The organism is Metapseudomonas resinovorans DSM 21078, from assembly GCF_000423545.1.
In the GTDB taxonomy this organism is placed as follows: Bacteria; Pseudomonadota; Gammaproteobacteria; order Pseudomonadales; family Pseudomonadaceae; genus Metapseudomonas; species Metapseudomonas resinovorans.
In genome coordinates this window covers 95,601-106,816 of the sequence record NZ_KE384033.1, presented here as the reverse complement: position 1 = coordinate 106,816, position 11,216 = coordinate 95,601, and the positions used below count along the sequence as shown (strand labels likewise).

General features: G+C 64.2%; 12 protein-coding genes. 5 read left to right on the top strand and 7 right to left on the bottom strand.

Annotated elements, in window-relative coordinates; all coding sequences use genetic code 11:
- Positions 1-206: 206 nt before the first annotated feature.
- Entirely contained in the window at positions 207-497 is a 291-nt protein-coding gene (locus G559_RS0127245) for a hypothetical protein (protein ID WP_028631264.1), read from the bottom strand.
- Positions 498-582: 85 nt separating this feature from the next.
- Positions 583-906 carry a hypothetical protein gene (locus tag G559_RS0127240; protein ID WP_137822773.1) on the bottom strand — a complete coding sequence of 108 codons (324 nt, stop codon included), beginning with the start codon at positions 904-906 and terminating at the stop codon, positions 583-585.
- Positions 907-1,095: 189 nt separating this feature from the next.
- On the opposite strand from G559_RS0127240, the gene G559_RS0127235 reads away from it, so the two are divergent.
- Positions 1,096-1,326 carry a DUF2789 domain-containing protein gene (locus G559_RS0127235; protein ID WP_028631262.1) on the top strand — a complete coding sequence of 77 codons (231 nt, stop codon included), beginning with the start codon at positions 1,096-1,098 and terminating at the stop codon, positions 1,324-1,326.
- Between the two features lie 53 nt (positions 1,327-1,379).
- Here the strand turns inward: G559_RS0127235 and G559_RS0127230 are convergent, their stop codons facing one another.
- Positions 1,380-2,123, bottom strand: a complete 744-nt coding sequence (locus G559_RS0127230; protein WP_028631261.1) for an SDR family oxidoreductase — start codon at positions 2,121-2,123, stop codon at positions 1,380-1,382.
- A gap of 126 nt (positions 2,124-2,249) precedes the next feature.
- Between G559_RS0127230 and G559_RS0127225 the strand changes: the two genes are divergently transcribed.
- Together G559_RS0127225 and ptrC are read left to right on the top strand one after the other, a co-directional pair.
- A complete protein-coding gene (locus G559_RS0127225; RefSeq protein WP_028631260.1) occupies positions 2,250-3,161 on the top strand; it encodes a LysR family transcriptional regulator in 912 nt (303 codons plus the stop codon).
- A 194-nt stretch (positions 3,162-3,355) separates the two neighbouring features.
- On the top strand, positions 3,356-3,550 hold the full coding sequence (ptrC, locus tag G559_RS0127220; RefSeq protein WP_028631259.1) for a type III secretion system co-regulatory protein PtrC: 195 nt from the start codon (positions 3,356-3,358) through the stop codon (positions 3,548-3,550).
- A gap of 1 nt (position 3,551) precedes the next feature.
- Here the strand turns inward: ptrC and G559_RS0127215 are convergent, their stop codons facing one another.
- The 4 genes from G559_RS0127215 to G559_RS0127200 form a co-directional block, all read right to left on the bottom strand.
- Positions 3,552-5,795, bottom strand: a complete 2,244-nt coding sequence (locus G559_RS0127215; RefSeq protein ID WP_028631258.1) for a xanthine dehydrogenase family protein molybdopterin-binding subunit — start codon at positions 5,793-5,795, stop codon at positions 3,552-3,554.
- 11 nt (positions 5,796-5,806) lie between these two features.
- Entirely contained in the window at positions 5,807-6,265 is a 459-nt protein-coding gene (locus G559_RS0127210) for a (2Fe-2S)-binding protein (RefSeq protein WP_028631257.1), read from the bottom strand.
- Between the two features lie 103 nt (positions 6,266-6,368).
- A complete protein-coding gene (locus G559_RS0127205) occupies positions 6,369-7,298 on the bottom strand; it encodes an AraC family transcriptional regulator (protein ID WP_028631256.1) in 930 nt (309 codons plus the stop codon).
- Between the two features lie 197 nt (positions 7,299-7,495).
- The gene (locus G559_RS0127200; RefSeq protein ID WP_028631255.1) at positions 7,496-8,518 is read right to left on the bottom strand and encodes a zinc-dependent alcohol dehydrogenase family protein; all 1,023 of its coding nucleotides are present in this window, start codon (positions 8,516-8,518) and stop codon (positions 7,496-7,498) included.
- A gap of 161 nt (positions 8,519-8,679) precedes the next feature.
- Between G559_RS0127200 and G559_RS0127195 the strand changes: the two genes are divergently transcribed.
- A complete protein-coding gene (locus G559_RS0127195; protein WP_028631254.1) occupies positions 8,680-9,597 on the top strand; it encodes a LysR substrate-binding domain-containing protein in 918 nt (305 codons plus the stop codon).
- 373 nt (positions 9,598-9,970) lie between these two features.
- Positions 9,971-11,212, top strand: a complete 1,242-nt coding sequence (gene mexE / locus G559_RS0127190; RefSeq protein WP_028631253.1) for a multidrug efflux RND transporter periplasmic adaptor subunit MexE — start codon at positions 9,971-9,973, stop codon at positions 11,210-11,212.
- Positions 11,213-11,216 lie beyond the last annotated feature (4 nt).

The following is an 11,216-nucleotide window of genomic DNA, read 5'->3' as shown; positions in this document are numbered from 1 at the left end:
TTCGATGTCGCTGAAGGCGGCGCTGACCGCACTGGTGCCAACCGCATCAGCTGATCCCGGAGCCGTTCAAAGGCAGGCAATCACGATGTATGCAAATCCTCGAAAGGCAGAAGGCGCCACATGTGGCGCCTTCTTTCTATTTGGGGCTGAAAAATACGGGCAGACCGCCCGGCGCCGCTCGGTACGTGCAGACTCCGCGCCGCTCCCTACTTCACCAGGCTCAGGCGCTTGTCGGTGAACACGCAGATCACTCCCGCCTCGTTGTACATCACCTGATAGTTGAAGTCGCAATACGCCGCCGCCACGCTCAACGGCAGGGACTGGTTGATCGCCTTGCCCGCCTTGAACCAGGACATCTGCCCGGGCTTGCACAGCTTGGCCTCGGCATCGGTGCTGTAGGTGCAGAGCACCGCCTGGTCGATGGGCTCCTCTTTCAGGCAACCAGCCAGCGGCAGGGCCACGAGTCCGATGAGTGCGAGTTTCTTCAAAGGCGACATGAAAGGCTCCGTAGTGGGACGATCCGCCGAATGTGCGGACCCGGGGCCTTTGATCCACAGCCCCGCGTCAGGTTCCGCGGACGGATCAGGTATAGCCGGTATAGAGCAGCATCCCCCAGGACATCAGGAAGATCGCCGCTAACCCAACCAGGTAGTAGCCGCCCGCCATCAATAGCCTGATGACCAGCGGACGAGGCGAATCGTGGATCAGGGGGAGCGCTGAAACGGCCGGCACCAGGAACATGCCGAAGGTGCTCAGGCTGGAATTGAACAGCCAGTAGATCTGGAAGAACTCATGGAGCAACTGGGCAAGGAAGATGAAGAGCACCGGCGTCCAGACAGGCGCGACCAGCAGCATGGCCTCCACCGGGTCCCGCAATGAGTATTTTTGCTCGCACTGGATGCCCATTTCGCCCCCTGTGCAGGTGGCTCGCGATTGGATAACCGCGCTTTTTGTGAGGCTAGCCAAGCCAGCCCGCAGCGCAAGCCGGCACCAGCCTTGGCCGACATGCTGTCGTCCAGCGGTCCTGGCCGGCGCAGGGTCTATAGTCGATGGAGGTCATTTCCCCATCGCCCACCCCCACCGGAGGCCTCGCACATGGACACCAGCCATCACTCCCTCAGTGCCCTCTTCGACCAGCTCGGCCTGCCCTCCGACAAGGCCGGAATAGAACGCTTCGTCACCGGCAATCGACTCGCGGTAGGCCAGGCCCTGCCTGATGCACCATTCTGGAACCAGGCTCAGTCCGCCTTCCTGCGTGACGCCTTGACGGAGGATTCCGACTGGTGCGAGGAAGCCGACGAGCTGGCGGTGCTACTGAGCAAGTAGATCGCCAGAACGAAAAAGGCGGCCACCAGGGCCGCCTTGCATTACGTCAGCGTTCAGAAGTCCTGCACCGTAGGACGCAGCACCACTTCGCTGATGTCCACATCAGCCGGTTGTTCGATGGCATAGGCAATGGCCCGCGCCACCGAGTCGGCGGGTATGGCCATCTTGTAGAACTCGCCCAGGGTCTGGGTGCTTTCCTGGTGGGAGCTCCCGTGCTTCAGTTCGGAATCGACTGCGCCGGGGGAAATCACCGTGGTGCGGATGGCGCCACCGACCTCATGGCGCAGACCCTCGCTGATGGCACGCACCGCGAACTTGGTGGCGCTATAGACGGTGCCACCTGGGCTGAACACCTTGATGCCGGCGACTGACGCGACATTGATGAAATGCCCGCTGCCCTGCTTGCGGAACAGCGGCAGCGCTGCTGCTACGCCGTGGAGGACACCCATGACATTGATGTCGAACATGCGCGACCACTCGTCGACCTTGACTTCATCCATGGGCGCGATGGCCATCAGCCCGGCGTTGTTCAGCAGCACATCGACACGGCCGAAGCGCTGCACCGCGCCGTCGATCAGGGCGGCCACCTGGCTGGCAGAGGTGACATCGGTGGCGATGGCCAAGGCCTCACCGCCAGCCGCCTCGATCTCCGCCACCAGGCTTTGCAGGCGCTCGACCCGACGCGCGCCGAGCACGACCTTGGCGCCCAGGGACGCCAGGTGCCGGGCGGTAGCTTCGCCCAGCCCACTGCTGGCACCGGTAATGACCACGACCTTGTTGGAGATGTTGTTGCTCATGAAGGCACTCCCAGGAAGCCCGGAATCGGGATGAATCCGGTGACTGAGCGCCAGTATCGGAAAGGTTTTACCGTCAATAAATGGAATAGTTAGGATTTAGCAATTCCAATTAATGGAACACTGACCATGTTCAATCGCATCGAACTGCTACGCATCCTCTGTGTTGCCGCCGAAACCCCAAGCTTCCGCGAAGCCGCAACCCGCCTCGGCGCTTCGCCGCAAACCGTGACCCGCGCCATCAAGGACCTGGAAGATCAGTTCGGTGAACCGCTGTTCCATCGCAGCACCCGTCACGTGCAGATCACCGCCTTCGGCGAGCGCCTCGCCAGCCAGGCCCGCGAGGCCCTGGCCGGACTGGACCAGTTGTTCCAGGAGCATGGCGGCAAGCGCGAAGAGGCGTTGGCCGGGCGCGTAGGCATTGCCGCACCGCGCTCGGTCGGGCGACGTTTTCTGCTTCCCGTACTCGCGGACATTGCCCGGGAACACCCAGGCATCCACTTCGACATGCGCCTCTCCGACCAGCTCACTGACTCCGTGGAACAACAGATCGACCTCGGCGTACGCATCGGCTTCATTCGTGACCGTCGCTATATCGCCCGGGCCGTGGCGCAGATCCCCATGCGGGTGGTCGGGACCCCGGAGCTGCTGCAACGCCAGGGCACACCCGGGACGGTGGACGCCCTGCACCAGACCCCAACCACCGCATTGATCGACAGCAACACCGGACGCGTCTGGCCCTGGATGTTCGCCGAGGGTCGGCAGATCCAGCCGGCAAATGCAGCGTTCTGCACCGACGACCCGGAGAACGAACTGGACGCTGTACTGGCCGGAATCGGCTTCGGCCAGCTACCCAGCTACCTGGTCGACTCGCACATCCGTGCCGGCCGCTTGCTGGCAGTGCTTCAGGACCAGGCGCCAGCGCCCTGGGAAATGTTCATCTACCGCCCCCAGCAAGGCCCCGTATCGCCGCGGGTAAGGCTGGTCCACGATTTGCTGGTCGAGCACCTTTCCGACCCCGCCTTCGTTCCGCAGGGCTGACTGGACAGCACGAAGTCGAAGCCTCTGTAGGGTTCTGCAGCTACGTAGCCTGACTCAAGGTGCCCCTATAGGGGCCACGCCATGCCATCGACAGGAATGATGTTCACCATCACCTCCTTTCAATTCCGCGCTGGATGCCCGGGCGTCACTATCGCTCCATCGGCCCTGCGGCCAACCGGAACGAGACCAATGCCATGTCAGCCGACCCTCGTATCAGCGACAACCTCTATCAAGTCACCCACGTGACCCTGGATGACCTGCGCCTGCACTTCGAGACCGAAGTCGTGGTGAGCCTGGAAGACGGCAGCCTGGCCGTGCGCAAGGCCCCCACTCCGGTGGCCGAGCGCAAAGCCCTGCGTGAGCTGATCTGCGCCGCCCAGGCGGCCTGAATCAGGCCGGCTTCACCTGTCTTGGCAACGGCAGCTTGTAGAAGCGCTGCCCCACTGCCGCGTAAAGCGCATTGGCCACGGCCGGGGCAATAGGTGGAACGCCGGGCTCGCCAACACCGGTAGGCGCTTGCGCCGACGGCACGATGTGCACCTCCACCACCGGCATCTCGTTGATCCGCAACACCTGGAAGTCGTGGAAGTTCGACTGCTCCACCGCCCCATCCTTCAGGGTGATCGCACCATGCAGCGCGGCGGCCAGGCCGTAGCCGATGCCGCCTTCCATCTGCGCCCTGATCACGTCCGGATTGATCGCCACGCCACAATCCACAGCGCAGACCACACGATCCACCTTGTAGCTGCCATCGGCCTTTACCGTCACTTCCGCCACCTGGGCGACGAAGGAGCCGAAGGACTCATGCACGGCAATGCCACGCCCGCGCTTCTCGCCTTCCGCGCCCGGCTGCATTGGCTGGTTCCAGCCCGCTTTCTGCGCGACCAGCTCCAGCGCCCCAAGATGGCGTGGTTTCTTGCCGAGCAGCTCGTGGCGATATGCATAAGGGTCCTTGCCGGCAGTAGTGGCGGCCTGGTCGATCAGGGATTCAACCGCATAGGCGGTATGGGTGTGCCCCACCGAGCGCCACCACTGCACCGGTACGCCAATGTCGTCCGGCGTATGCAATTCCACCTGCAGGTTGGGCACCGCGTAGGCCAGGTTGGACGCGCCCTCCACCGAGGTGTGATCAATGCCTTCCTTCACCATCGCCCCCTCGAAGGCCGTGCCCTTGAGGATGGACTGCCCCACCACGCGCTGGTGCCAGCCCTGCAGCTTGCCCTCGTCATCCAGCGCCAGGCGCGCGCGATGCAGGTAGGCCGGGCGGAAGTAGCCGCCGTGGGTATCATCCTCGCGGGTCCAGACCAGTTTCACCGGTACGTCCTGACCTTTGGCCCGGGCCGCCTTGGCGATGGCCACCGCCTCCAGCAGGTAGTCCGACTGCGGGTTGGCACGACGACCGAAACTGCCACCCGCGTAGAGCTGGGTCAGGCTGACCTTCTCCACCGGGATGCCCAGGTACTTGGCGATAGCCAACTGATCCACCGTCTGGAACTGCTCACCGTTCCAGACATCGCACTGGCCGGCGGATATCTTCACCAGGCAGTTCATCGGCTCCATGGCGGCATGGGCCAGATAGGGGAACTCGAAGTCGGCCTCGATCAGCCTGGCGGGCTGGGCCATGGCCGTGGCGATATCGCCCTGCTTGCCGGCGATCCGGCCTTCCTTGCCGGCGGCCTCACGATAGCGGGCGAAGATCGCCTCGCTGCCGAGTTTGAATGCCTTTGTTTCGTCCCACTCCACCACCAGGGCGTCTCGGCCCTGGCGCGCCGCCCAGGTGTTCTTCGCCAGAACCGCGACGCCGGCGCGACCATGGGGCGTGTCGGTGAACTCCACGACCTCCACCACACCGGGCACGGCCTTGGCCTTGCTCGCATCCACCGATTTCGGCACACCGCCAAAGCGCGGCGGGTAGGCGACTACCGCCACCAGCATGCCGGGCAGCTTGAAGTCCTGGGTGAAGGTGGCGCTGCCGTCGGTCTTGTCGGCGCTGTCCTTGCGGGAAAGACGCTCCTGACCGATCAGGGTGAAATCCTTCGGCGACTTGAGCTGTACCTCGGCCGGCACTGGCTGGCGCGCCGCTGCCGCGGCCAGTTCGCCGAAGCCCGCCTGCTTGCCCGAAGCGGCGTGGCTGACCACCCCCTTGCTCACGGTAATTTCCGCCGCCGGTACCTTCCACTGTTCGGCGGCGGCCGCCACCAGCATGGCGCGGGCGCTGGCACCGGCCTTGCGCATCTGCTCGTAGGAGTTGGCGATGGCGGAGCTGCCACCGGTGCCCTGCATCGGACCAAACGCCAGATTGTTGTAGAGCGTGGCGTTGGCCGGTGCGCCCTCGACCCTCACCTGGCTCCAATCGGCATCCAGTTCCTCGGCCAGCAAGGTAGCCAGGCCGGTATAGCTGCCCTGCCCCATTTCCACGTGCTTGGCCAGGACGGTCACGCTGCCGTCATCCGCGATTCGGACGAAGGCATTAGGCATGAAAGGCCCGGCTGCAGCAGCCAGGGCTTCGCCACTTCGCAGCAGCGGCGCGAAGGCGATGCCCAGCGCGAGACCGCCACTGCCCTTGAGGAAGGTACGCCGGCTGACATTGAGGATGCCGCTGGAGGCCCGGGTATTGGTTTCGAACGTGCCCATGTCGACTCTCCTCAGGCCAGGGTGCCGGCCGCTTCATGGATGGCGGCGCGAATGCGCACGTAGGTGGCGCAGCGGCAGATGTTGCCGCTCATGGCCGCATCGATATCGGCATCGCTCGGTTTCGGGTTGCCGCGCAGCAGCGCCGTGGCGGACATGATCTGCCCAGACTGGCAGTAGCCGCACTGCACCACGTCGAGCTTGCGCCAGGCCGTCTGCACGGCCTTGCCTACCGGGTCTTCGGCGACCGCTTCGACGGTGGTGACCTTCTTGCCCACCACCGCGGAAACCGGGGTGACGCAGGACCGGGTCGCCTGGCCATCGATATGCACGGTACAGGCACCGCACAGGGCCATGCCGCAGCCGTACTTGGTGCCAGTCAGGTTTACAACGTCGCGCAATGCCCAGAGCAAGGGCATGTCCGCAGGCACATCGAGTTCAACGTCGTTGCCGTTCAGGTTCAGGGTAATCATCAGGCTTACCACCTCTGTCTGGATGGTTCGGGAGAAACCGATCGGCAACGCCGAACGGGCATTCAGGGTAATGATGGTTCAGGGGGCCCCTTGCGGGGCACCTTCACGCCGACTGGCGCAGGCGCGCGATGTCCCGCAATGGCGGAGCACCGAACAGCCGGCTGTACTCGCGGCTGAATTGCGACGGGCTCTCGTAGCCCACCCGGCCTCCGGCACTGGCGGCGTCCAGGGCCTCCACCAGCATCAGCCGGCGGGCTTCCTGGAGGCGCAGTTGCTTCTGGAACTGCAGCGGGCTCATGGCCGTCATCGCCTTGAAGTGATGATGCAGGGCCGAGGTGCTCATGTTCACCTCGCTGGCCAGGCGTTCGATCTGCAATGGCTGATGGAAGTTCTGCCGCAGCCAGTTCACGGCGCGGCCGATGCGATGGCCCTGGGTGCCGCTGCTGGCAATCTGGCGCAGTTGAGCGCATTGCTCGCCGCGCAGCAGGCGATAGAGGATTTCCCGGCGCACCAGAGGCGCCAGCACGGGAATGTCTTCGGGGGTATCCAGCAGACGCAGCAGGCGCAGCACCGCATCCTGCAGCGAATCACCCAGGCCGCTCACCGACAGGCAGCGTGGACAGGCTTGTGGAGAGGGAGCGGGAGATGGCAGCTCCATCAGCAGGGCACTGATTTCCTTGGGATCGAGGTCCAGGCGCAGACTGAGAAAAGGCACTTCAGGACTGGCATCGATGACCTGGCCGATCACCGGTAGGTCCACCGACACCACCAGGAACTGCGACGGCCCGTAGTAGTAGGTTTCTTCGCCCAGCAGCACCTTCTTGCGCCCTTGCACCACCAGGCCGAGAGCCGGCTCATAGAGGCAGTGCAGGGGTTCGCTGGGCTGCGCAGTGCGGAACAGGGTCAGGCCGGGAATGGCCGTAACCTGCGCACCGTCCTGTTCGGTGAATCGTTCAATGAACTGCACCAGCTCCTGCTGCTGGCGCGCAGCCGCCCCGGATTCCTGCGCGGCAAGGAGCGTATGTGCATTCATGGTTTGGACCCTCGGAGAAGATGGGCCAACTCTACCCATGGCGTGCAGGCTAGTCTCGCACCCGGAAGCGGTTCAGGAGGATCAGGCAATAATCCAGCAGGATTCGGCTATCAGCCCGGCCGCCTCGCGCGGCACACTGCCCAACATTCCACAACAAGACAGATTCGGGGCGGACCCAACGGCCCGCCCCGCCTTCCTCAGTCGGCAACCTTGATCACGACACGCCCACCTGCCGGGCAGGTTTCCATGTGACGGTTCGCCTCGACGAAGTCCTCGAACGCGAAGACGCGATCAACCGGAGGCTTCAGCAGATGATCACGGGTCATCTGGTTGATATGGTCCAGCGCACGCTGAACCGAAGCCTCATTGGCCTCGATGCCCAGCTCCGGAGAACCGGTGAAGTCGAGTACACAATGCCGATAGAACTGCAGATGTTTCTTGAACGCGGCGCAAGCCGGGAACGCAGTGTCGTTGCCGCCGTTGCAGCCATAGACAACCAGCTTGCCGCGCTGCGCGGCCACGTCGCCCAGGAGCTTCATCTGCTGACCGGCGCACTGATCCAGAACCACCTCGACGCCCTTGCCCTGGGTGAAGCGCTCGGCCTCCAGGACCAGGTCCTGCTCTTCGGTGACGATGATCTTGTCGGCACCCAGTCCTTTGATAAAGGCACGGCTTTCCGGGTAGCTGGTCGATGCGATGACCTTGGCACCCAACGCCTTGGCCAACTGCACCGTCTGCGGCGCCAGGCAATGCCCGGCCTCGGTGACCAGCACATGCTGACCCGGCTTCAGGCCGCCCAGGTCAACCAGGGCGAAATAGGCCATCAGCAGCGGCGTGTAATGGATGCAGGCTTCCTCCGGCGTCAGGACGTCGGGATAGGCCACCAGGCCATTGCGCGGCATCAGCACCAGGTCACCCCAGGCCGGATGTTGGCTCGGCGTACTGGCCGGGAAGCTGGCCACGGGGGTGCCGGGCTTCAGGTCATCGACGCCTTCGCCCACGGCTTCCACGATACCGGCCATCTCGGAACCGAGACCGGAAGGTAACTGGGCCGGTTGCTCAGCCGCCAGGTTCTGCCGCCAGAGCACGTCCCTCCAGCCCACACCCAGAGCCTGGGTGCGCACCAGGACTTCGCCCGGGCCCGGAACGGGTGTCGGCAACTCTTCGAGCGTAAGGACCTCGGGGCCCCCGAACTGGTGAAAACGGATCATGCGGGACATCACATACCTCGCCTGTGACTCTTCATAGCCACGGACTCTATCCGGGCTTTATCTACAAAACCACCCGCGGCCATTGATAGTTGTCATAAACGGCGATGATGTGAGCCTTGACGACCGGCCGTGGGAACTGCACCTTTCACACATTAATTACGGATGATTCCATGAACCGGAACGACCTGCGAAGAGTTGACCTCAACCTTCTTATCGTGTTCGAGACGCTCATGCACGAGCGTAGCGTGACGCGCGCGGCAGAAAAGCTGTTCCTCGGTCAGCCGGCCATCAGTGCGGCACTGGCCCGCCTGCGGACCCTGTTCGACGATCCGCTGTTCGTGCGTACTGGCCGCAGCATGGAACCCTCGGCCCGGGCCATGGAGATCTTCGCCCTGCTCTCCCCGGCGCTGGACTCCATCTCCACGGCCGTCAGCCGTGCTGCCGACTTCGATCCGGCCACCAGCAGCGCCGTGTTCCGCATCGGCCTGTCGGACGACGTGGAGTTCGCCCTGCTCCCCGCCCTGCTCCGCCGCCTGCGCGCCGAAGCCCCCGGCGTGGTGCTGGTGGTGCGACGCACCAACTATCTATTGATGCCCAACCTGCTGGCCTCCGGCGAAATCTCCGTGGGCGTCGCCTACACCGAGGAACTGCCGGCCAACGCCAAGCGCAAGACCCTGCGGCGCTCCAGGCCCAAGCTCCTGCGCGCCGACTCGGTGCCCGGCGCGCTGAGCCTGGATGATTACTCCGCCAGGCCCCATGCCCTGGTGTCCTTCGCCGGCGACCTGGGAGGCTTCGTGGATGAGGAGCTGGCCAAGGTCGGCAAAACGCGCAAGGTCGTGCTGGCGGTGCCGCAGTTCAACGGCCTCGGCACCCTGCTCGCGGGCACCGACCTGGTGGCCATGGTGCCGGACTACACCGCCGCCGCCCTCACCGCCGCCGGTGGCCTGCGTGCCGAAGACCCACCCCTGCCGGTCCAGTCGTTCGAGCTGTCCATGGCCTGGCGCGGCGCCCAGGACAACGACCCCGCCGAGCGCTGGCTGCGTTCACGCATTCAAATGTATTGCGGGGACCCGGACAGCCTGGAATAGCGGCCAGGCGACGCCCCTTCTTATGTGGGGGGCGAATTCATTCGCTATGTCTGCGTTTGTTGTTGCGAGAGATTTACCAACGGGCCAAGAGCCAGCTCCTACGGGCAATGCAGCTGCCTGCAACACGCAATGCAGGCATCGCCAATTCATTCGCCAAGCAGGCCGAAGGTCTGCCCACCAGACTCTCAGGGGACGCTGCGCATCCCTTGGCGATTGAAATCGCCCCTACAGATTCCAAACCATCAACAACGCCATAACCCCGCCCTGATCAATCACTTCCAGTAATAGTCATCTTCAGGGTGTTCGATTCGTCTGGTCGAATATCCGCACGCAGACTCCGCCCATTCATAAAACCAATTGGCGGAGCTGTCCCATGGAAGCAATACAGAAGAATCTCTGGCGTTACCCTCTTACCCTCGCGGCGGCGGTGGTACTGGTAGCCTGCGGCAAGGCACCGGAAGCCACGCTCAACCAAGCGGCCCCCAAGGTCAGCGTCGCCGAAGTGATCGAACAGCCCCTCAACGAATGGGACGAATTCACCGGTCGCCTGGAAGCTCCGGAGTCCGTGGAAATCCGCCCGCGCGTCTCCGGCTACATCGACCGGGTGGCTTTCGATGAAGGCAGCCTGGTGAAGAAAGGCGACCTGCTGTTCCAGATCGACCCGCGCCCCTTCGAGGCCGAGGTCAAGCGCCTGGAGGCCCAGCTGCAGCAAGCCCGCGCCAACCAGAACCGTGCCGCCAACGAAGCCCGCCGTGGTGAGCGCCTGCGCCAGAGCAATGCCATCTCCGCCGAATTGGCCGACGCTCGCGCCAGCGCTGCCACCGAGGCCCAAGCCGCGGTCGCCGCCACCCAGGCCGAACTGGACAACGCCAAGCTCAACCTCAGCTTCACCCGCGTGACCGCCCCCATCGACGGTCGCGTCAGCCGTGCCGAAATCACCGAAGGCAACCTGGTCAACGCCAGCCAGTCGCTGCTGACCTCGGTGGTCTCCACCGACAAGGTCTACGCCTACTTCGACGCCGACGAGCGCGCCTTCCTCAAGTACGTGGAACTGGCCCGCAAGACCGGCTCCGACACCCGCGCCGCCAGCCCCGTGTACATGGGCCTGTCCAGCGAAACCGGCAACCCGCACCTGGGCCAGTTGGACTTCCTCGACAACCAGGTCAATCCGCGCACCGGCACCATCCGTGGCCGCGCCGTGTTCGACAACAAGGACGGCCGCTTCACCCCCGGTCTTTACGCCCGCATCAAGCTGGTGGGCAGCGAGACCTACCCGGCCGCGCTGATCAAGGACGAGGCCATCGGCACCGACCTGGGCAAGAAGTTCGTCCTGGTGCTGGGTGAAGACAACAAGGTGAACTACCGCTCCATCGAACTGGGGCCAAAGCTGGAAGGCCTGCGCATCGTGCGCAACGGCCTGGTCAAGGGCGAGACCATTGTGGTCAACGGCCTGCAGCGCGCCATGCCCGGCGCACCTGTGGAACCGCAAGCCGTGCCCATGGCCGACGAATCCACCCTCGAACAGTTGGCCCGCCTGCGCCAATCCGTGGATAGCAGCAACGCTCCGCGAGTGGCCGAGCAGAACGCCAAAACGTCCGTCGGCCCGCGCGGCTGAGGTA